Annotated in this window: 19 protein-coding genes; 2 read left to right on the top strand and 17 right to left on the bottom strand. The window is 68.4% G+C overall.

Translation table 11 applies throughout. The features are described from left to right. Positions 1–390: 390 nt before the first annotated feature. Positions 391–1,593 (top strand): AI-2E family transporter, encoded by a 1,203-nt coding sequence (locus tag ACWDMM_RS15030; RefSeq protein WP_449937851.1) that lies wholly within the window; start codon positions 391–393, stop codon positions 1,591–1,593. A 32-nt stretch (positions 1,594–1,625) separates the two neighbouring features. Here ACWDMM_RS15030 and ACWDMM_RS15025 read toward each other — a convergent pair whose 3' ends face one another. The 7 genes from ACWDMM_RS15025 to ACWDMM_RS14995 all read right to left on the bottom strand — a co-directional run bounded on the left by ACWDMM_RS15025 (position 1,626) and on the right by ACWDMM_RS14995 (position 7,664). Next, on the bottom strand, positions 1,626–2,633 hold the full coding sequence (locus ACWDMM_RS15025) for a DNA topoisomerase IB (RefSeq protein WP_357207228.1): 1,008 nt from the start codon (positions 2,631–2,633) through the stop codon (positions 1,626–1,628). 113 nt (positions 2,634–2,746) lie between these two features. After that, positions 2,747–3,457 carry a hypothetical protein gene (locus ACWDMM_RS15020; RefSeq protein ID WP_195080084.1) on the bottom strand — a complete coding sequence of 237 codons (711 nt, stop codon included), beginning with the start codon at positions 3,455–3,457 and terminating at the stop codon, positions 2,747–2,749. Between the two features lie 5 nt (positions 3,458–3,462). Next, the gene (locus ACWDMM_RS15015; RefSeq protein WP_449937849.1) at positions 3,463–3,840 is read right to left on the bottom strand and encodes a PepSY domain-containing protein; all 378 of its coding nucleotides are present in this window, start codon (positions 3,838–3,840) and stop codon (positions 3,463–3,465) included. Between the two features lie 317 nt (positions 3,841–4,157). Further along, the gene (locus ACWDMM_RS15010) at positions 4,158–4,316 is read right to left on the bottom strand and encodes a hypothetical protein (RefSeq protein WP_195080086.1); all 159 of its coding nucleotides are present in this window, start codon (positions 4,314–4,316) and stop codon (positions 4,158–4,160) included. An 84-nt stretch (positions 4,317–4,400) separates the two neighbouring features. Next, a complete protein-coding gene (locus ACWDMM_RS15005) occupies positions 4,401–5,462 on the bottom strand; it encodes a TIGR03617 family F420-dependent LLM class oxidoreductase (RefSeq protein ID WP_449937847.1) in 1,062 nt (353 codons plus the stop codon). Between the two features lie 171 nt (positions 5,463–5,633). After that, positions 5,634–6,179 carry a hypothetical protein gene (locus tag ACWDMM_RS15000; protein WP_195080088.1) on the bottom strand — a complete coding sequence of 182 codons (546 nt, stop codon included), beginning with the start codon at positions 6,177–6,179 and terminating at the stop codon, positions 5,634–5,636. Positions 6,180–6,335: 156 nt separating this feature from the next. Beyond that, positions 6,336–7,664: an APC family permease gene (locus ACWDMM_RS14995; protein ID WP_357105718.1), complete on the bottom strand. Its 1,329-nt coding sequence runs from the start codon at positions 7,662–7,664 to the stop codon at positions 6,336–6,338. Positions 7,665–7,859: 195 nt separating this feature from the next. Between ACWDMM_RS14995 and ACWDMM_RS14990 the strand changes: the two genes are divergently transcribed. Beyond that, positions 7,860–8,525: a PAS and ANTAR domain-containing protein gene (locus ACWDMM_RS14990; RefSeq protein WP_323123994.1), complete on the top strand. Its 666-nt coding sequence runs from the start codon at positions 7,860–7,862 to the stop codon at positions 8,523–8,525. Positions 8,526–8,880: 355 nt separating this feature from the next. Here ACWDMM_RS14990 and ACWDMM_RS14985 read toward each other — a convergent pair whose 3' ends face one another. From ACWDMM_RS14985 to ACWDMM_RS14940, 10 genes are all read right to left on the bottom strand, one after another. Beyond that, a complete protein-coding gene (locus tag ACWDMM_RS14985) occupies positions 8,881–9,789 on the bottom strand; it encodes an oxygenase MpaB family protein (RefSeq protein WP_195080091.1) in 909 nt (302 codons plus the stop codon). 318 nt (positions 9,790–10,107) lie between these two features. Beyond that, positions 10,108–11,358 carry a TetR/AcrR family transcriptional regulator gene (locus tag ACWDMM_RS14980; RefSeq protein ID WP_195080092.1) on the bottom strand — a complete coding sequence of 417 codons (1,251 nt, stop codon included), beginning with the start codon at positions 11,356–11,358 and terminating at the stop codon, positions 10,108–10,110. Between the two features lie 10 nt (positions 11,359–11,368). Beyond that, entirely contained in the window at positions 11,369–12,067 is a 699-nt protein-coding gene (locus ACWDMM_RS14975; protein ID WP_357105713.1) for a hypothetical protein, read from the bottom strand. 9 nt (positions 12,068–12,076) lie between these two features. Further along, positions 12,077–13,255 carry an MCE family protein gene (locus tag ACWDMM_RS14970; protein ID WP_449937841.1) on the bottom strand — a complete coding sequence of 393 codons (1,179 nt, stop codon included), beginning with the start codon at positions 13,253–13,255 and terminating at the stop codon, positions 12,077–12,079. Next, positions 13,252–14,376: an MCE family protein gene (locus ACWDMM_RS14965; protein ID WP_195080095.1), complete on the bottom strand. Its 1,125-nt coding sequence runs from the start codon at positions 14,374–14,376 to the stop codon at positions 13,252–13,254. The genes ACWDMM_RS14970 and ACWDMM_RS14965 overlap by 4 nt, the downstream gene beginning before the upstream one ends. Then, a complete protein-coding gene (locus tag ACWDMM_RS14960) occupies positions 14,373–15,473 on the bottom strand; it encodes an MCE family protein (RefSeq protein ID WP_449937839.1) in 1,101 nt (366 codons plus the stop codon). The genes ACWDMM_RS14965 and ACWDMM_RS14960 overlap by 4 nt, the downstream gene beginning before the upstream one ends. Continuing rightward, positions 15,473–16,486: an MlaD family protein gene (locus tag ACWDMM_RS14955; protein WP_195080097.1), complete on the bottom strand. Its 1,014-nt coding sequence runs from the start codon at positions 16,484–16,486 to the stop codon at positions 15,473–15,475. The genes ACWDMM_RS14960 and ACWDMM_RS14955 overlap by 1 nt, the downstream gene beginning before the upstream one ends. Then, on the bottom strand, positions 16,483–17,505 hold the full coding sequence (locus ACWDMM_RS14950) for an MlaD family protein (protein WP_195080098.1): 1,023 nt from the start codon (positions 17,503–17,505) through the stop codon (positions 16,483–16,485). Before ACWDMM_RS14950 ends, ACWDMM_RS14955 begins: the two co-directional genes overlap by 4 nt. Further along, the gene (locus tag ACWDMM_RS14945) at positions 17,505–18,956 is read right to left on the bottom strand and encodes an MlaD family protein (RefSeq protein WP_195080099.1); all 1,452 of its coding nucleotides are present in this window, start codon (positions 18,954–18,956) and stop codon (positions 17,505–17,507) included. Before ACWDMM_RS14945 ends, ACWDMM_RS14950 begins: the two co-directional genes overlap by 1 nt. 8 nt (positions 18,957–18,964) lie before the next feature. Next, positions 18,965–19,828 (bottom strand): ABC transporter permease, encoded by an 864-nt coding sequence (locus tag ACWDMM_RS14940; protein ID WP_449937835.1) that lies wholly within the window; start codon positions 19,826–19,828, stop codon positions 18,965–18,967. Positions 19,829–19,830 lie beyond the last annotated feature (2 nt).

Here is a 19,830-nt window from a genome sequence, read left to right as displayed (position 1 = left end):
GGCTGCGACGTTGCTGAATCCGAAGGACGAGGAGATCCGAGAATGCGGAAACCGACTGCGCAGCTTGTGTTTCGGCAGCTCGATTCCGTCCCTGGCCGCAAGACACCGGCATCCGGCGCGGATTTCGCGGGTCGCTTCGGATGTGCAGGGTGTTCGCCGGTGTTGGGAACGCGTGGATCAGCCTTACCGATCGAGCGAGTCGATAGCACCGGGACGCGGCCTCCGACGACGTGCGCACGCACCGACGCCGCCGTCCGAGTCCGCGTCCGAAGCGGCATCTCGGCTCGGCGGCAGGGTAGCCCGCCCCTGGTCCGGGTTTGGGCGGCCGAGCAGCGGGTAAGCCGCGCACTGCCATACCGGACCAGCTCACCCACCGATCGGACCGAACGCATGTCCGAAAGAGACACCGCCGGCGCGCGACAGCCCGCCCGTGATGCCGCGGACGCCGGACACAACGGCGACATCGCCCAACCCCATGGCACCGACGAAGCCGGTCCGATCATCTCCGCCGAGGCCGAAGCCGCCCGTGCGCGCAGTGCGGAATTCCCCTTGGGCCGACCGGGACGCCCCTTCGATCGGCGCTCGCCGTTCATGGTCGGGATGACCGGAGCCGCCGGCGTCGCGGTGACCTACGCCGCCATTCGCACCGTGCTCGCCGCAGGCCAGACACTGATCCTGATCGTGGTGGCGTTGTTCCTGGCCATCGGCATGGAGCCGCTGGTGTCCCGGCTGGTGCGGCCCCGGTTCCCGCGCTGGGCCGCGGTGACGACCGTCTACCTGGTCGGGCTCGGCCTGTTCGCCGGATTCCTCGCCGCGGCGATACCACCGTTGCTCACGCAGGGTGAAGCGCTCGCGCACAACGCCCCCGACTACGTCACGCATCTCGCCGACCGCTATCCCTACATCGGCAGCCTCGACCAGCGCTTCCACCTGCAAGACCGGCTGCGGCACACGCTCGAATCGGATTCATCCGGGTTGACCACCGGGGTACTGGACGCCGGGCGCGCGGTGTTCTCCATCGTCAGCAGCACGGTCATCGTCGCGGTGCTGACCGCCTACTTCATGGCGAACTTCACCCGGGTGCGCGCTTCGGTCTACCGGCTCTTCCCCCGCTCCCGGCGCCCGCGCGCGATCCTGATCGGCGACGAGATCTTCGCCAAGGTCGGCGGCTACATTCTGGGCAACCTGGTCATCTCGCTGATCACCGCCGTGCTGACCGGCATCTGGCTGCTCTTCTTCGACGTGCCCTACCCGCTGCTGCTGGCCGTGCTGGTGGCCGTGCTCGACCTGATCCCGATCGTCGGTTCGACGCTGGCCGGGGTGATCGTCGCGCTGGTCGCGTTGACCGTCTCCCTGCCGGTCGCGATCGCGACCGTCGTGTTCTTCATCGCGTTGCGCTTGGTCGAGGACTACGTGCTGGTGCCGCGCATCATCGGCCGCGCGGTGCACGTGCCCGCGCTGGTGACCGTGGTGGCGGTGCTGCTCGGTGGCGCGCTGCTGGGAATCATCGGGGCTTTGCTGGCCATTCCCGTCGCCGCGGCCGTTCTGCTGATCCTGCGCGAGACCGTGCTGCCCTCGCTCGACGAGCGGTGATGAGGACCGGTTCGTGCCCCGACGCGCAGGTATCACCTTGTCCGGCGAAGCATGCGGATGACCGCGCTGTCGATAACCGCCCGCTCCGCGTCCGGGGATCCGGCCCGGCGCGCGCGGCGCAGCGCCGCGGCGACCGTCGTGCCGTTCTCGAAGGCGGTGACCACCCGCGGATCGACGTAGGACGCCTGGGCCACGGCAGGGGTGTTGCCGAGCGCGGCGGCGACCTCGTCCATGACCTCCCGCACCGCACGCCTGCGCGCCCGGTGGTTCGACGGCCGTTCGATCGCCGCGAACGTGGCCGCGGCGAGGACGGTCGCCTGCCAGGTACGCAGGTCTTTGACGCTGCACTCGCAGGCGGCCAACTCCTGGAAGCGGGCGTTGATGTCGTCGGCGCGCAGTTCGCCGTAGCGGTCGCCGTCCCGGTACACCAAGAGCCGGTCGGAGTCCGCCCTGCTGCGCAGCAGGGATCGAACGGCCTTGGCAAGCAGTGGGTCTCGCACGCTCACTCGTCGCCGGATGCCGCCCTTGGCGACGTAGTCGAAACGCATCTGCTCCCCTGACACCCGGACCTGCTCGCGCAGCAGCGTCGCGACTCCACGGGTGCCGTTCTCCTCCGCGTACTCCTCGCCCCCGACCCGGAACACCCCGCGATCCACCAGATCGATGGCCACCGCCTCCACTCGCCGCCGCGTCAGCCCGCGCAGGGTGAGGTCCTCCCCGACCTGCGCGCGGACCTGCGGCAGACGCGCGGCCAGCGCCAGGACCCGGTCGAACTTCTCCTCGTCGCGCTCCTTGCGCCACTGCTCGTGATAGAGGTACTGGCGCCGACCCGCGGCATCGATGCCGACGGCTTGGATGTGACCGTTCACGTGCGGGCAGATCCACACCTTCCGCCAAGCCGGCGGAATCGCCAACCCGCGAACGCGTTCCAGCGTCGCGTCGTCCACGGGTTCGCCGTCCACCGTGCGATACCCGAATCCGCGTCCGCGCCGGACGCGTTGCAGTCCGCCGTCGTACGGTCGGCTACGGCGCAATCGCATGCTCACATCAGATAGCTGCCCTGTCCTGGGCGGACGAAACAGTGCCAGGCGCCAGGTCCCGGCAGGACGACCTGGCGCGGCACGTGTCGGGTGCCGATCCGTCCGGCCGGAGGCTACGGGGCCGGCGGGACGAAAGGCTGATTGACCGTGGTGAAGTACTGCACCAGGGCGGCGACGGCGATCGGCGCGGTGACGAAGAGCTGACCGGCGAGTGTGCCCAGAGCGCCGACGGCCAGGATGCCGCCCAGACAGCCGACGGCGGCGGCCGGGATGAACGGGCCGAACATGCCGACGATCGTCGCGGCCGCGACGGTCGCGCCCGCGATGCCGCCGAGCACGCAGCCGACCAGGCCGCCGCCGAGACCACCCGCCACGGTGCCGATCGCGGCGCCCGTGGCGATGGTGTCCTTCAGCCGGGTGAACGCCGCGACCTCACGCTCGTACGGGGTCCGCCAGCGCGCCGAGTCCTCGAAGGGAAGGGCGACCGGGCGGTACTGCGCGTGCTCGACGTCGAACAACGGTGTCAGCGTGGCGGTCCGGTCGCCGATGTCGGCCGCGATCGGGAAAACGAAGTCGTCGACGCGGAATTCCAGCGGCGTGCCCGCGAGGACGGTGCCGTCGTCGGCCGCGACCGCGAACACCCCGTTCTCGGCCCGCAACGAGCCCGAGTCGATCCGGACGACCACGCTCTCGGCCGAGGTGGTGGCGGTGTAGTTGACCACCTGCCCACCGGCTTCCCCCGGTACGGCGACGGCGTTTCCGGCCGAGCCGCAGGCCAGGGCGACGGTGAGGGTGGATATCGTGGCGATCTTGCGCAGAACCATGTCCGTCAGTCCTGCTTCACCGTGCCCAGTACGGCCCCGCTGTTCGCGTCGACCGTCACCTCGTGCTCGATGCCGTCGGGCGTCCTGAGTTCGACCTCCCACACCGCCGTCGCCCCCTCCGCGTCGAGTTCCGCGGAGACCGCGGTGCCGCCGGGCAGGGCTTCGCGCGCCTTGTTCACGGCTTGCTCCCTGCTGATCGTGGGCGCCGCGGTGAGCGCCCACTCGTGGTCGGAGAGGTACGCGGCGACGGCGTGCCGGTCGGGCGAGTGCGAACCGGTGGCGGCGTACAGCGCCACGGGCCCGCCGACGAGCAGCCCGGCGACCACGGCCGCCGTGAGCAGCGCGCGCCGACCGCGGAATGCACGGCCAACAGTGGACTTCATGGTGAAACCTCCTGCCAGAGTGGTGATCTCGAAGACGAAGATCACCTTCGCAGGAGCCGGCTTAAGGCAGCCTGAAGTGACCTGAAAATCATTTCAGGAACGCGTTTCCCTGTCATCGCCGGGCCTGCGGCGTTAAGGTCGGTCACGGGTCGGGGTTTCCGGGGGTTTTCGCATTCGTCTCCGTCGGTGAGTCCCGACGCTGCCCGCGCCGGCTGTGCCCGCTGCTCAGCCGTCGCCGAGGCGCGAGGGTGGGTGCGCTCGATCCCCTCCGAAAGCACCCACCTTCCCGAACCGCCGCGCCGACCGGCCCGGTGCGCTCATTCGGCGACGAATTCCGCCTCGCGTTCCACCGCCTCGGCTCGGTATTGCGCGGTTTCTGCTGGGTGCCCGCGCCAATGCGGTGTCGAATCGGCCGTGGTGCGGCCGACCGAGCCGCCGAAGTCCTCGTAGCCGCGGGCATGGGGTGGAACAGGCATTGGTGCGGTCAAGGCGACGTCGCCCGGGTCACCATTCTTTCGCGCACCGTGCGCCCAACGGATGACCCGGCTCATCTGTTGTTGCTACCTTCGCTGTCGGCTCTGGGCCGCGCCGACCGGCGCACGCGCCTCGGCTGTGCTCCCATGCAACGCGGCGACCAAGTCGGCGACGTCCGCCGCATCCGGTGTGTACCCGGGGAAGTAACAGCACACCTCCTCGATTCCCGCGCCGAAGCGGGTCCGGATCTGCGCGGCGCATTCTTCCGGCGTGCCCGCCACCCCGATCGTGCGCACCATCTCGTCGGTGACCGATGCGCGCATCTCGCCGAAACCGCCGCTCTTGGACAGCGCGTTGAGCTTCGGGTGCAGCGCCGCCCATCCCTCGACTTCGAGGACGGGACGATACGCGGGCGTGGACCCGTAGAAGGCGATCAACGAGCCCACCCCGCCCATCGCGGCGGCCAGCCTTTGCTCGGTGCGCCCCATCGCGACCATGACCTGGGCGATCACCGGGAACTCCGCCGCGCTCCGCCCGGCCCGGCGCAGGCCCTCGGCGACGGCGGGCAGCGTGCGCTCGGTGAAGTGACGCTCGCTGTTGAACGGCATCACCAGCAGTCCGTCGGCGACCTGCGCGGCCTTGCGGGTCATCACCGGTCCGAGCGCGCCCATCAGCACCGGCGGCGGCCCGAACGGGTTCGGTCCCGGATCGAAGGTGGGCGGCATCAGGGTGTGCGTGTAGTACTTGCCGCGAAAGTTCAACGGCCCCTTACCCTCCCACGCGGCAAGGATCGCCTTCACCGCCGCCACGCTCTCCGCGGTGCGCTCCGCGGGCTCGCCCCAACTGCTGCCGTAGCGCTTCTCGATATGGGCGCGGATCTGCGAGCCCAGCCCGAGGCGGAAGCGCCCCTCGCTGTAGACCCGCAGATCGTAGGCCGCGTGCGCCAGATGCATCGGGCTGCGCGGCCCGGCGATCGCCACATTCGTCATCAGTTCCATGGACGTCGCACCGGCCGCGACGACGAGCGGGAAGAACACGTCGTGCGGCCCCTCGAAGGTGAACAGGCCGTCGGCCCCCGTCTCCGCCGACGCGCGCGCCTCGGCCGCGACCTGCCGTGGCGCTCCCGTGACCTGCAAATGGACCTTCACTTCGACCTCCGTCGGTCATCGGTGCGCCACGTCCTCCGCGACACGACGACCCCATGGTATGGACAGCGCTCCGTGCATGTGTCCAGTCCGCCGGAATCGCCCTCGGCAGCGATGCGCCGCAGGGTGATCGACGCCAGCACCGATGGGCGGCGGAGATCGTCACGGATGACGTCAGGCGCCCGAGCGGGATCTCTCACGCACAGTGACGACGACCACGAGGTCGCCATAGGGAGCCGCGCCCATGGCCAGCCGGTGGCTTAGGTGCGCCAAGCCGAGCCATCGTCCGTATTTGGTCAGCATGCCGGTTCGCACATGGTCCATCAGCGGCCCCGTGCGAACCAGCTCGGCCGTGCCCTGATGCTGCCGAGACCCCAGGGCCGGCTCCCCTCGCCAGTCTCCGGCCTGCACGATGACCCGGTGCTCGCGGGCCAAGTGCCGAGCCTCGCGCGAGTGCGACGAGATCCGAATGGCCAGACGCCCGCGGTCGAGCGGTAACACCAAGTGCGGGACGGTATTCCAGCGCCCCGTCGCCTCCGGCCGCGGGTAGGTCACCCGCACCGTTTTCGCATCCCACCACAGCATCCCCGGATGCCATTCGCTGGGCCGATCCGGCACGTCGAGGACGCGATGCGCCGCCTGGGGTCGGCTGTGCCGCCGCGGGGTGTAGCCGTGGAGTCTTCGACCGAGCGAGGAGCCGCCGTGCACGGGATATGCCATCGCGTGGAACCTCCGGGACAGGGGTGGACTGCGGGATGTCGATCCGATCTGGCGTACTGCGATCGGCGCCGGGACGCTGTCGCAGATTCCGTGTACCACCAGGCTCGACCCGGTGCAACGACATCGTCGTGTCGTCGCGCGATGGAAAGCGAATCGTCACGCGCCGCGCCGGGCCGCGAAGGCGCCGCGACCGGCGGCGGCGGACCGGCGGGCACGGATCGCGTTCACGACGGCGAACAGCACTCCGATGCCGACGAGGAGGCAACCCCGCAACCACACCTCCCCGTCGATCCGGGTGAACAGGAACAGGCAGGAAATCAGACCGAGCCACGGCACGACGAGCGGCACGCGAAAATGCTCGGCCCCGTCGGGATCGCGCCGCAGGAGCAACACCGAGATGTTGACCGCCGTGAAGACGACCAGCAGCAACAACACCAACGTCTCGGCGAGAGAGGCCACCTCCCCGGTCAGCGCGAGCGCCAGCGACGCCGCCGCTGTCACCGCGATCGCCACCCACGGCGTCCTGCGGCCCGGCAGGATCCGGCCCAGCGCCCGCGGCAGCAGCCCCTCACGCGCCATGCCGTAGGCCAGCCGCGAGGACATGATGCCGGTCAGCAGCGCCCCGTTCGCGACGGCCACCAGGGCGACCACGGCGAACAGCTCGTCCGGAACGCCACCGGCCACGCGCACCACCTCCAGCAGCGGACCGCTGGAATTCGCCAGCCGGTCGGTGGGGACCACCGCACCGGCCGCGAACCCGATCAGCAGGTACACGCCACCGGCGGTGAGCAGCGCCCCGAAGAGCGCACGCGGATAGGACCGGCGCGGGTCGGCGACCTCCTCCGCCAGATTCACCGAGGTCTCGAACCCGACGAAGGAGTAGAAGGCCAGCACCGCGCCCGCGAGGGTCGCGCCGACCACGCCGTGCTCCGCGGTCCCCACCTCGGCGAGCCGGGCCGGTTCGGCGTCGCCCCGGACGACCACCCACGCACCAAGCCCGATCACCAGGACCAGCCCGCCGAGTTCGACCAGGGTCGCGGCCACGTTGGCGCCGAGCGACTCCTTGATGCCGTACACGTTGAGCAACGCCAACGCGCCGAGGAACACCACCACGACCAGCGCGGTCGGCAGCGTCACCAGGGCGCGCAGGTAGTCCGCGGCGAACGCCCTGCTCAGCGCGGCCACCGACACGACGCCGGCCGCCAGCATGCAGAAGCCCACGAGCGATCCAGCGGCCGGCCCGAGCGCGCGGCCCGCGTAGTGCGCCGACCCGCCCGCTCTGGGGTACTTCGTCGCCAGCTCGGCGTAGGAGCCCGCGGTGAGGCAGGCCAGGGTCAGCGCCACCAGCAGCGGCAACCAGATCGCACCGCCGGATTCCCGCGCGATGTTCCCGACCAGCACGTAGACGCCCGCGCCCAGGATGTCACCGAGGATGAAGAAGTACAGCAGGGGCGTGCTGACCGCCCGTCGCAAAGTATCCGCCACAGGGCGGCGGATACCCGCGTCATCGAGGCTGAAGCCCGCGCCGGACACGACCGCGTCACACCCTTGCGAACTCGTCGCCGAGCGAGAGTTCCCGCGGCTGCGACCGCCTCCCTCGCGCGTCGCGCCAGTCTTCGTGAGGCGGTTCACGCCAGGTGGGGGCGCATACCGGCGACACGGCGGGGAATGCAGAACCGAGTGATAGACAACGCTCCATCCGGGGCCGCGCCCACGGTCCCGGTCTCCAAAAGAACGGGAAGTTTCCAGTTCTGGTTCGCCGATCAACGCTGGGAATGGTCGGACGAGGTCGCGGCTTTGCACGGGTACGCGCCGGGCGATGTGACGCCGACTACGGAATTGCTCCTGGCACACAAACATCCGGACGACCGGGCCGAGGTCGCCGACACCTTGGCGATGGCGGTGCGGACCGGCCTGCCGTTCAGCGGCCGCCACCGCATCGTCGATGCCGCGGGCGTCATGCACCATGTGCTGGTCGTCGGCGATCAGATGCGCGACGCCACCGGCGCGGTGGTCGGCACGACGGGGTACTACATCGACGTCACCGACACCGTCGACGAGCAGCGCCAGGAGATCATCGACGCCACGCTGCCGGAAATGGTCGCCGCCCGCGAAGTGATCGAGCAGGCGAAGGGCGCCTTGATGCTGGTGTACGGGATTTCGGCCGATCAGGCGTTCCGAGTGCTCATCTGGCGGTCGCAGGAGACGAACCGGAAACTGCGCGTGCTGGCCGAGGAGCTGGTGGCCGCGCTGCTCGATTTCGGCGGTGCGGATGTGCAGACCCGCACCCGCTTCGACCACTTGCTGCTCACCGCGCACGAGCGCCCCGCCTCGGGCCCCCGATGACCCGAACGCGTCCGATCCGGACGGCTCGGCCGGATCTCGCCGGAAACGAGGCGGCGTATATCGACTGGTTCCTCACCGCGGGAACCTCGAGGCGCGGTGCGCCGGGTGCGGGCACATCGTCCCACTGGACGCGCCGAAAGAACCGGTGTCGTTGCTCGGCGACTTTCTCGCCGACGACCGCACGGCCGCGTTCCAGCCGGAGTGACGGAAATGGGCACACGAACCAACCGAGCCCCGGACCGGTCTGCATCGGTTCGGGGCTCGCTCGGGGGTATTCGCGCCTATTCACCGATCGCTCGGTAGTTTGACCAGACAAATGTACCGGCTCACCCGCGGTATCACCAAACCCGGGTTCTCATATGAGGTTCTTCTGCTTGCGGATTCGCCGGCGCAGATCGGACATCAGCGCATGCGACCCGCCGTGCCGGACGAAGCGCGGAATGAACCGGTTGACGAAGGAAACGAAAACGAACAGGTTCTCGAAACGCCGCTGGTCGGCGGCGGTCCACTCCACCCGGAGCTGTTCTCGGAAAATCGGCGCCAAGAATCCGATGGTGAGGAATCGCAGCAGGTTCCGGAAAGGCAGCCGCAGATACCAGTGGATCATCCGCAGATTCAGCAGGCTCTCGAGGTAACCGCGGACGTAGTCGTCCAGCACGACCTGCTCGCACGCGGTGTTCCAATACTCGTCGAATTCCGCGCGGGTGGCGGGCCACATATCCTCGGTGACCTGCAAGGTGGTGCCGAGGGTCGAGGACGAGGCGTAGAAGGCTTCGGCCTGCTCGTCGTTCATTCTCCCGTGCAGCAGCTGGTAGGTGTCCTCGAAGCCGATGTAAAGGCAAGCGGCGACCCACAGTTGGAGGTTGCGGTCGAAGGCGTTGTACTTCACGGCGGCTCCTGGCGCCGAATGCACCTGCCGATGGGCCACATTCACCGCTTCGCGATATGCCGCGCGCTCTTCGTCGGTGCCGAGGATGGCGACCGCGAGATATTGCGTCGTCGTGCGCGCCCGTTTCCACGGGTGCTTCATCAGCGATCCGGATTCCACCTTGCTTTCGGCCACGCCGTAGCCGACGCCGGGCCGGGCCATCTGCATGACGACGTTCGCCGCGGCGCCGGCGAAGGACCAGAAATCCAGCGCGTCGGTGAGTTTGATCGGCCGCTTGGTGTACGGCCGATGCGTGACGCTGATACCGATGCGGGTGCGATCCTTCGTCAGCGGCCCACTGTGATCGCGCTCGGAGTGAGGAGCGACTGCGGTCATCGGGATGTCCTTCCATCTGCGTTCACACGTCGCGTGACCAGGCGAGACGGCCGCGCCGACGTCGACACGACGCCGCCGGACACCAGCCAGGCTCGGCGCGTTCCCCTGTCGGCCGTTGCTCCGCGAGAACATCGGCGCGCATCGGACTCTCCGTGTCCGATGCCCTGGAGCGGCCGATTTCCAGTATGTTACTGATCATTCTAGACTCAAATCTAGGAGCGACGCAATGTAAAAGGACTTGACGTGTATATTTACCGTCTTATGCACTGATATGTGTCTCCCGATTCCTTACGGAACGTCGATCATCGTGCCGGAGCGTTATTTCCGCACACCGGGTGGCTGTATCGCCGTATCGAACAGGGTGACCTGCATCAGTCGCGCCACGGCGTCCTCCGGACAGCCGCGGCTGCCGTCCCCCAGCGCCCTGCCGAGGTCGACGACCAGACCGAAGGCGGCGTGCACGAGAATGCGCGCTTGCGCTTCGGACAGCTCGGGACGGACGGCGACCAGCAATCTGCCCCATTCCGCCACCGACAGACGCTGGATGTTGCGCAACACGACCCGGTCCTCGGCCGGGACATGCGAGAACTCCGTGTAGTAGACGAACGTCAGCTCCCGCTCGGCGAAGGAGCCCGCGACGTAGAGCGTGATCAATTCGGTCAGCGCCTCGAAGGGAGTGGCCGAGGACGCGATGGCTGGGCCGATGGCGTCGGCCACCCGGTCGGCGGCGCGCCGGAAAGCGGCGGTCAACAGGTCGCTCTTGCTGCGGTAGTAGCGGTAGACCGCGGACGCGGCGGTCAGGTCCGCCGCGGCGGCGATGTCCTCGACGCTGACGTTCGGATATCCGCGCTCATGGAACAGTTGCACGGCTTTCACCAGCAACAATTGATGCTTGAAAGGCGTCGGCGGGTCCGTCGGCCGCGGCTCGGTGGAGACCTCGGCGAAGGCGGGCAGCGCGGCATGCACTGCCGTCCAGCAAGCGGAGGCCAGCAGGGCCGAGAGGGATTTCGTGGGAAGGGCGGCGTGGTGATCACCGATGCTGCTGACGATGCTGAGTATCGCCACCGCGCGGACGAATTCGTCACGCTTGCTCAGCCCCGGGCGCACCGCACCGATCAGCCGGCGCAGCGCGGCGATCGAGGTCGCGAACTGATCGGTGAGGGTCTTGCCGTCCTCGTCGTCCAGATAGCGGCCTTCCCAGCGCGCCAGGGTCACCGTGGGACGATTGGTGACGGCCTGGGCGATCAGGGCATCGATGACGTATCGCAATCGAGCCTCGGCACTCCAGCTCTCGGCCTGCGCGGGAAGTATCACCGCGTCCACGGTCACCTGGCCCAAGCGCAACAGCTCCGCGCGGAACAGCGAATACTTGCTGGGATAGTGGCGATACAGCGCCGCGGAGCTGATCCCGACCTTCGCCGCGATCTCCTCCATGCTCACGCCGTGATAGCCGAGGGCGCCGAACGCGGCCGCGGACGTGGCCGCGATCTGCGCCCGCCGGTTGCGCGGGCGCCGGCGCACCACCCGTTCCGGACCGGGCTCGGCCGATCCGGATCTGGCGCTCTTCACGACACCCGCGTCAGGGTTGGGTGGGTAACGCCAACGGCGAGTTGACCTTGTTCACCAGCCACCGGTCCCCCACCTTCTCCAAGCGCATCACCATCGACAACTGACCCGGCGCAGGCTTGCCCTTGGTGCCCAGACTGGTGATGGTCTGGCCGATGACCACGATCGCTTCGGCGGAGTGCTCGTCACCGGCGCGAATCGCGCACTGCACATCGCGGGTGGCCGAGGTGACCTGGCCTTCGCCGAGTACCGTACGCAGTTCCGTGCTGGTGGATTCGAACTGCTTCTTCCAGTCACCGGTGGCGCCGTCGCTGACCGCGGCGAAGTAGGGGTCGAGATTCTTCGAGTCGTAGTTGGCCAGGATGGGCGCGTAGCGGCAGGCCGCTGCGCGGGCGTCCTCCTGCGCGGCCAGCAGATTCTCGCTGTTGCGGCTCTGGACGTACCAGTAACCGGCCGAGGCCACCGACACACCCACGAGGACGGCCGCCGCCGAGCGCACCACGATCGGACCGGGACGCCGGATGGGCAGACGGCGCAGCCTGCGCCACCGGCCACCGGAGTCCGCCGCGCCCCGCTCGGCGGGATCCGCGCCGCCGTCCGCGGCCTGCGTCGTGGCACCGACGCCGGCTTTTTCCGGCGCGACGACCTTCTCGTCCAGTTGCGCTGCGGGCGACTCGGTTTCGGCGACGTGGTCGACGTCTTCACTCTTCATCGGAATCTCCTAGTTGCCGGGCACCGGGCGGGACAGTTCGTCGCCACGGACGCCCGGGGGCATGGTGGCCCCGTTGTCCGGAACGGCGGGTCGTGGCGCGTTCGCCGAACCACGCACCTGCAAGGCCGAATCGTTGGTGACGCAGTAGTTGTAGAGCCGGACCCTGGTGTCGGTCATCTTGTCGGTGGGCACCACGGGGATGGTGTCGTATTCGCAGGTGGGGCGCGGCCAGATGTCGACAAGGGTGTAGAAGGCGTTGTCGTGGGCGGGTATGCCCAGCGCCTCCGAACCGACCCGCAACGCGGGGAACAGCGCCGCGATCGCCGGAGCGCGCAGCTTGGCCGCCTTGGTGATCGCGACGAAGTTCGTCACCAGATTCGTGATGGGGTCCTGGGTGCGCGACACGAAGCCGCCGAGGGTGCCGAGCTGGGCGGGCCCCTCGTCCAAGAGGTGGCGCACTTCCAGGTCCGCCGCGGTCAGCTGCTCGAACAGCACGCCGCCCGTGCGCGTGAGTGTCGCGAGGTCCGGCTGCGCATGCGAGGTGGTCTCGGCGATCACCTCGAGGTTCTCGATCAGCTGCCGGGTCTGCGGCAGCAGATCCGACAGCCCCGCCATCGCGCGGCTGATGCCGGACACCATGTTGCGCAACTGGTCGGGGCCACCGGCCAGCGCCTTGTCGAGTTCGTCGATGATGACGTTCAACCGGTCCGGGTTGAGCCCGCCGATGAAACCGCTGAGATTGGTCAGCACCGACTGCACGGTCACCGGGACCGTCGTCTGGGAACGTTCCACCAGCGCCCCGTCGGTGAGGTACGGGCCGGTGTCGGAATCCGGGCGGAAGTCCAGGTACTGCTCGCCCGCCGCCGACAGCCGGCCGACGGCGACAGTGCCGCCCACCGGAATCTTCGCCGCTGCGTCGATCTCGGCCACGGCCGCGACGCCGCTGCCCGCCACCTTCACCTCGCGGACCTTGCCGACCCTGGTGCCGCGAAAGGTGACGTCGTTGCCCGCCGCCAAGCCGCCGGACGACTGCAACTCCACGGTCACCGTGTAGTCGTCGCGCAGCGGATCCAACCGCAGGACTTCGGCGCCGAGATAGGCCGCGCCGAGAACGAGCACCACGATCAATCCGAAGTTCGCGACCGCGACGCGACGGCGCACCAGCCATCGCCACAAGGGGGGATTCATCGCTCTCCTCCCTGCTGCTGAGGTTGCTGCGGCGGACTGGTGACCCGGCCGATCACCTTCTCGATCACCTGCGCCAAGCTGCCGATGAACGCGGGCACGTCGCCGATCTCGGGCAGCCTGCTGCCGCTGGGATCGGTCAGGGCGCCGACGCTGAGGTAGGACACCGTCGCCGCGACGGCGAGAGCTGGTCCGTCCAGGCTGGCCATCAGCGAGGGATAGATGGTGTGCAGCCCGTCCAGCGTTCCGCCCAGGTCGTCGCCCATCTGGGTGAACCCGGCCATCAACCGCTGGATGCTGTCGAACAGGCTCACCGCCTGCGGACCGGTCGTCTCGGTGAAATCGCCGAGCGCGGTCATCGTGGTCGAGACCTTGTCCAGCAGGTCGACGATGGACTGGTTGTTCTCGGCGAGCATTGCCAGCAGCCCGGGGAAGGTGTCCGCGGCGTCGCCCAACTCGGCCTTGCGCCTGGCCAATTCACCGGTGAGCACGTTGAGCCCGGTCAGGACGCTGTCGATGTCGCCGGTGCGCTGGTTCAGCGCGGCGATGACATTGGTCAGTTCGCTGAGCAGGTGCGCCAGCTGCGGTGCGCGGCCTGCGAACATCGAGTCCATCTCGGAGGTGATCTTGGCGGCCTGGTTGATGCCGCCGCCGTTGATGAGCATCGAGACCGACATCATCAGCTGCTCGACGGACGCGGCGGCCGACGTGTGATCGGTGCCGATGACGTCGCCTGCGCGCAGGTTCTCGCCGCCGGAGGTGGTCGCGGGCAAGGTCATCGCCACGAAGATGTCGCCGAGCGGGGTCGCCTGGCGCAGCTCCGCGGTGGTGCCCCTCGGCAACTGGATGTCCTCCCTGATCAGCATTTCCACCTCCGCGATGAAGTTGGTCGTGCTGATCGCGGTGACGACGCCGATATCGGTTCCGCCGATCTTCACGTGCGCGTGATCGGGCAGATTGAGCGCGTCGCGGAAGGCCGCGCGAATGGTGTATCCGGGGGCGCCGATGCCGGGTTTGGGCATCGGCAGGTTCGCCACCGTCACGCCGCAGCCGGTGGCGGTGGCCATCGCCGCGACCAGCGCGGCCGCCACCGCGGTGCGTCGAAGCGGGTTCGTTCCGATCATTTCGAAATCCCCAGTAGTGCCGCGGTGAGGCCGAAGTCGGGTCCGAAGTCCTGGACCTTCCCGGTGCGGCAGCCATCGAGACGCATTTGGATGCGCTCACAGAACTGCGACACCACCTCGTTGTCGAGCAGGACCTTGTCGGTCAGCGCGTGCAGGCGCAGCGCTTGGTGTTCCCGGCTGACCGCGTTGGACAGGTTCTCGAACAGCAACGGCCCGACGTCGACGATCTCGGTGAGGCCGCGGGCGTTGGCCCGCATCTGTTCGGTGATGGTCGTGAACCGCTCCAGCGCACCCGCGAGCTGATCGGAGTTCTCACCCACCAGCGTGGAGGTGTTGGTGACGAACTGGTCCAGTTGCCGCAGCACCGCCTGCAGGCCGGGCGCCTGGTCACCCATCAGCTGCACCAGTTCGGTGAGGCGGCCGCTGAAATCACGCACGGTCTGGTCGTTCTGGGCGATGATCTGCGTGATCTCGTTGAGTTTGATGATCGTGTTCGAGATCTGGTCCTTGTTGGCGAAGGTGACCTCGAACGCCGAGGACAGCGCGTCCAAGGTCGCGCGCAGTCTGTCGCCGTTGCCGTCCAGGAGCGGGAACAGGACGCGGCTTGCCATCGGCCCGTCGCGGTCGTCGCCTTTGAGCGCGGCTCCGAGCTGGTCGAAGTTCTGCAGGATGCGGTCGAGTTCGACCGGTGTCCGCGTCCTGGCCAGCGGGATGTGCGTCCCGTCGGTGAGCAGCGGCCCGCCTCCGCTGTAGGCGGGCGCGAGTTCGACGTGGCGGTTGGTGATCAGCTGCGGCGACACCAGGGCGGCGATGGCATCGGCCGGAACCTCGGTGCCCTTCTCCAAGCTCATGGTGACCTGGACGTAGCTGCCCTTGGCCGTCACGGTGTCGACCCGGCCGACCGGCACGCCCAGCACCGCGACCTCGTTGCCCGCGTACAGTCCGGCGACGTTCTCGAAATCGGCGCTGATGCGGATGCGCTCGCCGAGATACTCCCTCGGCAGCGAGGTCAGGCTGTCCGGTACGAGCCCGCAGCTCGCGGTCAGCAGCGCGGCCACGATCAGCACGCCGAGCTGTGCGAATCGTCGTGTTCTCATCAATTGCACCCCTGTACGGCTCGAGCGAAGCACAGCCAGTTGTCCGGGAAGAACCACGGCGCCCAGACGTCGCCGTAGGGTCCGTTGCCGACGGCGTTGTTGAACTGCCGCAAGGCGATCGGCATGTTCTCGTAGAGCCGGTCCAGATTCTCGCGGTTCTTGACCAATCCCTCCGACATGGTGTTCAGGTCGTGGATCAGCGGCGCGAGCTGACCGTTGTTCTCCAGACCCATTTCCTGCAGCAACCGCGACAGAGCCGCGACGTTGTCGAGCAACTGTTTCAGCAACTGCTGGCGTTTCTGGACGGCGTTGCCGATCGCCTCGCCGCGGGTCAGCAACAACAGCACGCTGTTCTGGTTGTCGGAGACGAGCTGGGACACCTGATCCATGCTCTTGAGCAGCGCGTCCACTTCGTCGCGGCGGTCGGTGACGACCTTGGCGAGCGCGCCGATGCTGTCGAGCGCCTGCACCGCCAGCTGCGGGGAATCCCCCATCTGCTGATCGACCAGGTCCAGCGCCTGACGGAGTTTCTGCGGATCGAGACGTTCGATGCGTTCGAAGGAGTTCTTGTACTTCGGGTCCTGGATGACCTTGCTCAGGTTGTACGGCACCGACGTGTTCTCGATGCGGATGCGGTTGCCCGGCAGGCCCTTTCCGTCTCCGGGCACCAGATCCACGTGCAGTCGGCCGAGGATCGTCGACATCTTGATGGCCGCACGCGCGTCGGGGCCCAGACGCAGATCGCGGCGCACCTTCAGATCCACCACGACCTTCGCGCCTTCGAGCCGCACCGCGCGCACCGCGCCCACTTCGATGCCGGACACGTCCACTGTCGCGCCGGGACGCAAACCCGCGGCTTGGGCGAATTCGGCGTGGATCGTCTTGTCGCCCAGCCGGGCCTGGGTCAGGACACTCGATCCGATCAGCAGAGCGGCCACCGTCGCGGCGGCGATGAGGCCGAGCCGCAGATACCTGTTGCGCAGGAAGCCCGGCCACGGAACGCGCTTGATCATCGGCACACCTCCGAATGCGAGTTGCCGCCCACCTGCGAGAACAGGCCCGGCGGCAACACCACGCCCCACAGGGACACGTCGAGGCCGCACAGGTAGGCGTTTCCGTAGGCGCCGTTGCTGGTGAAGCGCGCGACGCCGTTGAGCACGGCGGGCAGTTCGACTGCCGCCCGGTCCAGGGACGCGCCGTTGAGCAGCAGCAACGCGACACCGGTGGTGGCGTCGTTCTGCGCCTTCGCCAAGCCCGGCTTGACCTGCATGATGAGCTGGGTCAGCGAGTCGGTCGTGTGCGCGACGGTGTCCACCGAATGCTTGAGGCTCTCGCCTTGGGAGTAGAGCGCCTCGACCAGAGCCCTCGCCTGGGTGAGCAGGGTCTCCAGTTCGCCGCTGCGATTGGCCAGGCCGCTGATCACCGAGCTGAGATTGGTCAGGACCTCCCCGAGGATCTTGTCCCGCTGCCCGAAAGTGCCGGCCAGATCGGCCGCCTGGGTGATGAGGCTGCTGAGCGACACCTGATTGCCCTGCAGGGCCTGGATCAACGTCTCGGACAGGGAATTGACCTGATCGGGTTGCAGCACGCTGAACAGCGGCTCGAACCCGGACAACAGCGCGGACACGTCGAACGACGGCTCGGTGCGCTCCAGCGGGATCCGCGCGCCCGCCGCGACGACGGCGCCCGCTTCCTTGCCCGGCGCCAGGGCGATATACCGCTGTCCGATGAGGTTCTGGTACCGCACCAGCGCCTTCGTCGTGGTGGTGAGATGCTGGCGCGCATCGATGCGGAATTCGACCTCGGCGCGGTAGCCGTCGGTGAAATCGATCTTGTCCACGCGGCCGACCCGCACGCCCGCCATGCGCACGTCGTCGCCGACGCGCAGACCGAGCACATCGGAGAAGACCGCCGAATAGCGCTCGGTGTCCCCCGAGACCGACCGCTGCAACGTGGACCAGATGGTCACGGTGAGCGCGATCGCCACCACCGCGAACAGGCTGAATCCCGCCAGCGCCTTGCCTGACCTCATCAGCGGGGCCCTCCTCGGCCTGCCTCGTGCACGGTGATCGATCCGCCCGCGAGCACCGGGCTCAGCAGCAGATACTGCGCCACGGTCGGGCGCGCTCCGACGATCGCCGCGACGGCGTCGGGTCCGCGCAACGCGATCGGCTGCGCCGTGGCGCCCGGACTCTCGGGTGCCGGCTCGGCGGGCGCCGCGGGGGCGGGCGCCGGCGAAAGACCCGGGATGGACGGCAGACCGGGGATGAACGGGAGACCCGGTATCGCCGGGAGGCCCGGCAGCACCAGCCCCATGGCGCCCAGCGGCGCGGGCGCGACCGGCACGGGTGCGGGTCCCGCGGCGTCGAGCCACTTCGGCATCAGCTGCGGCGGGTAGTTCTGCTCCGGCGCCACCTCCGGCACCGTGGCCCCGCCGCAGCGGGGGCCGTACTGGTCGCCGTAGTGCGGGCAGTCCTTCGCGGTGTACTGCTGGAACGGCGTGAACGAGACATCCATCTTCCACACCATCTGTTTGGAAGGGCCGAAGTGGAACGTGGTCGCCAGCCGTTGCAGCGCCACGTTGAGGTTCGCGGCGGTGTACGGAATGGCCTCTGGATCCTTGGCCAAGCCGCCGAACAGATCGTCCAGGCCGGAGACCAGGAACTTGCCCGCGTCGGGGTTGCGGGCGAACAGCGCGTTGACCGAGTCGACCGTCGCGTTGCCGGTGGCCAGCAGGTCGATGAGCTTCGACCGTCGTTCGGCCAGCGTTCGCGCGGTGGTCACCGACTCCGAGAGCACCCCGACCAGCTCGGGAGCCGACTGGCTCAACGCGATGGATGCCCGTCCGAGATCGCCGAGCAGCGCGTCGATGCCCGGCGTCGCCCGTATCTCGGTCAACCAGTTGTCCAGGCGCTCCACCGTCGAGCCGGGCACGCGCGCCGAGGGATCCAGCGCCGCCGCGAGCGTGGCCAGCACCCGGCCCAGTTTCTCGGGCTGGATCTTCTCGAGCACGTTGCGCAGCACGTTCAACGTCGTCTGCAACGCCACCGTCTCGCTGCTGGTGTCCTCCTGGATGGTGGCACCGGCGCGCAACGTCCTCGTTTCCGGGCCGTTGTCGACGAATTCGATCGCCGTGACGCCGAACAGGTTGTTCGGGATGACCCGGGCGGTCACGTTCACCGGGATCGTCTCGGCGACACCGGGTTTGAGATCCACCCGCGCCTGCTGGCTGGCGCCTCTCGCCACCACGTCCACCGCGGCGACCCGGCCGACGACCATGCCGCGGAATTTGACGTCGGCCCGGCCGGGCAAGCCGTCGCCGGTGCTGGTGAGCACCACGGTCACCGGGACTTTGTCCTCGAAGTAGCCGGTGTAGCGCAGCGCGAGCAGATACAGCAGGACCGCGACCGTCGTCAGCACCGCCAACCCGGCGAGGGTCAACTGCTTCGCGGTCGGTCCGCGACCACTGGGGTCGAGAATCATCGTCGGCCTTACCCCGAGATCCGGAATCCGGGATCGATGCCCCAGATCGTCAACGTGAGAAAGAGATTGGCGAACACCATCACGACGATCACCATCTTGATGGCGCGCCCGGCCGCCACCCCGACGCCTTCCGGGCCACCGGTGGCGACGTAGCCGTAGTAGCACTGGATGAACGTCGACAGCAGCACGAACACCACTACCTTGAGCAGTGAGAAGAAGACGTCCGGGCCGATCAGGAACTGGAAGAAGTAGTGATCGTAGGTGCCTGCCGCCGTGCCGCCCAGGAAGAGCACCGTGATCTTGGTGGCCAGGTACGCGGTGGCCAGACCGATGCTGTAGAGCGGGATGATGGTCAGGGTCGAGGCGATCATGCGGGTGCTGATCAGATACGGCAGCGGGCGGATGGCGATGGATTCCAGCGCGTCGATCTCCTCGGAGATCCGCATGGAGCCCAGCTGCGCGGTGAATCGGCAGCCCGCCTGGATGGCGAACGCCAAGGTCGCCAGGATCGGCGCGAGTTCGCGGGTGGTGGCGAAGCCGGAGATCGCTCCGGTGAGCGGGGACATCGTCAGCAGATTCAGAGCCGTGAACGACTCCATGCCGACGATGATGCCGCCGAACGCGCACAGGATGACGACCACGCCGATCGTGCCGCCGCCCACGATGAGCGAGCCGTTGCCCCAGCCGATGTCGGCCGTCAGCCGCGCGACCTCACGGCGATAGTGCTTCAGCACGAACGGGATGGCGATGAGCGCTTGGAAGAACGTGATGGCCTGGTGGCCCACCCGCTGATTGGCGTGCACGGGCGCCAGCGCGGCTTTCCCGACGGTGTGCAGCGGCCGCAGCGCCGGAGGTGTGTAACTGCTCGCCATGC

The organism is Nocardia sp. NPDC003726 (assembly GCF_053586955.1).
The sequence above is the reverse complement of the archived record's forward strand: the minus strand, read 5'-3'. Positions and strand labels throughout refer to the sequence as shown.

Excerpts from the sequence above, each read along its gene's own strand:
- ACWDMM_RS15030 (WP_449937851.1), top strand. The coding sequence starts at position 391 with ATGTCCGAAAGAGACACCGCCGGCGCGCGACAGCCCGCCCGTGATGCC.
- ACWDMM_RS15025 (WP_357207228.1), bottom strand. The coding sequence starts at position 2,633 with ATGCGATTGCGCCGTAGCCGACCGTACGACGGCGGACTGCAACGCGTC.
- ACWDMM_RS15020 (WP_195080084.1), bottom strand. The coding sequence starts at position 3,457 with ATGGTTCTGCGCAAGATCGCCACGATATCCACCCTCACCGTCGCCCTG.
- ACWDMM_RS15015 (WP_449937849.1), bottom strand. The coding sequence starts at position 3,840 with ATGAAGTCCACTGTTGGCCGTGCATTCCGCGGTCGGCGCGCGCTGCTC.
- ACWDMM_RS15010 (WP_195080086.1), bottom strand. The coding sequence starts at position 4,316 with ATGCCTGTTCCACCCCATGCCCGCGGCTACGAGGACTTCGGCGGCTCG.
- ACWDMM_RS15000 (WP_195080088.1), bottom strand. The coding sequence starts at position 6,179 with ATGGCATATCCCGTGCACGGCGGCTCCTCGCTCGGTCGAAGACTCCAC.
- ACWDMM_RS14985 (WP_195080091.1), bottom strand. The coding sequence starts at position 9,789 with ATGACCGCAGTCGCTCCTCACTCCGAGCGCGATCACAGTGGGCCGCTG.
- ACWDMM_RS14975 (WP_357105713.1), bottom strand. The coding sequence starts at position 12,067 with ATGAAGAGTGAAGACGTCGACCACGTCGCCGAAACCGAGTCGCCCGCA.
- ACWDMM_RS14970 (WP_449937841.1), bottom strand. The coding sequence starts at position 13,255 with ATGAATCCCCCCTTGTGGCGATGGCTGGTGCGCCGTCGCGTCGCGGTC.
- ACWDMM_RS14965 (WP_195080095.1), bottom strand. The coding sequence starts at position 14,376 with ATGATCGGAACGAACCCGCTTCGACGCACCGCGGTGGCGGCCGCGCTG.
- ACWDMM_RS14960 (WP_449937839.1), bottom strand. The coding sequence starts at position 15,473 with ATGAGAACACGACGATTCGCACAGCTCGGCGTGCTGATCGTGGCCGCG.
- ACWDMM_RS14955 (WP_195080097.1), bottom strand. The coding sequence starts at position 16,486 with ATGATCAAGCGCGTTCCGTGGCCGGGCTTCCTGCGCAACAGGTATCTG.
- ACWDMM_RS14950 (WP_195080098.1), bottom strand. The coding sequence starts at position 17,505 with ATGAGGTCAGGCAAGGCGCTGGCGGGATTCAGCCTGTTCGCGGTGGTG.
- ACWDMM_RS14945 (WP_195080099.1), bottom strand. The coding sequence starts at position 18,956 with ATGATTCTCGACCCCAGTGGTCGCGGACCGACCGCGAAGCAGTTGACC.
- ACWDMM_RS14940 (WP_449937835.1), bottom strand. The coding sequence starts at position 19,828 with ATGGCGAGCAGTTACACACCTCCGGCGCTGCGGCCGCTGCACACCGTC.